1 protein-coding gene is annotated in these 266 nt (G+C 66.9%); it reads right to left on the bottom strand.

Annotated elements, in window-relative coordinates:
- Window positions 1-266 (bottom strand): methyl-accepting chemotaxis protein (locus ACLIJ1_RS23345; protein ID WP_411367975.1); only part of this gene is annotated, 266 nt, incomplete at both ends.

Genomic DNA, 266 nt, shown 5'->3' with positions numbered 1-266 from the left:
TCCACGCGTTCCACGCTGGCGTTGATCAGGCCCTTGATCTCCTTGGCCGCCTCGGCGCTGCGCTGCGCCAGGTTGCGCACCTCGCCAGCCACCACCGCAAAGCCGCGGCCCTGCTCGCCGGCGCGCGCAGCTTCCACCGCGGCGTTGAGCGCCAGGATGTTGGTCTGGAACGCGATGCCGTCGATCACGCCGATGATGTCGTTGATCTTGCGGCTGCTGTCGTTGATGTCCTTCATGGTCTGCACGACCTGACCGACCACCTCGCC

Source organism: Hydrogenophaga sp. RWCD_12 (genome assembly GCF_046604225.1).
In the GTDB taxonomy this organism is placed as follows: Bacteria; Pseudomonadota; Gammaproteobacteria; order Burkholderiales; family Burkholderiaceae_C; genus Hydrogenophaga.
The sequence above is the reverse complement of the archived record's forward strand: the minus strand, read 5'-3'. Positions and strand labels throughout refer to the sequence as shown.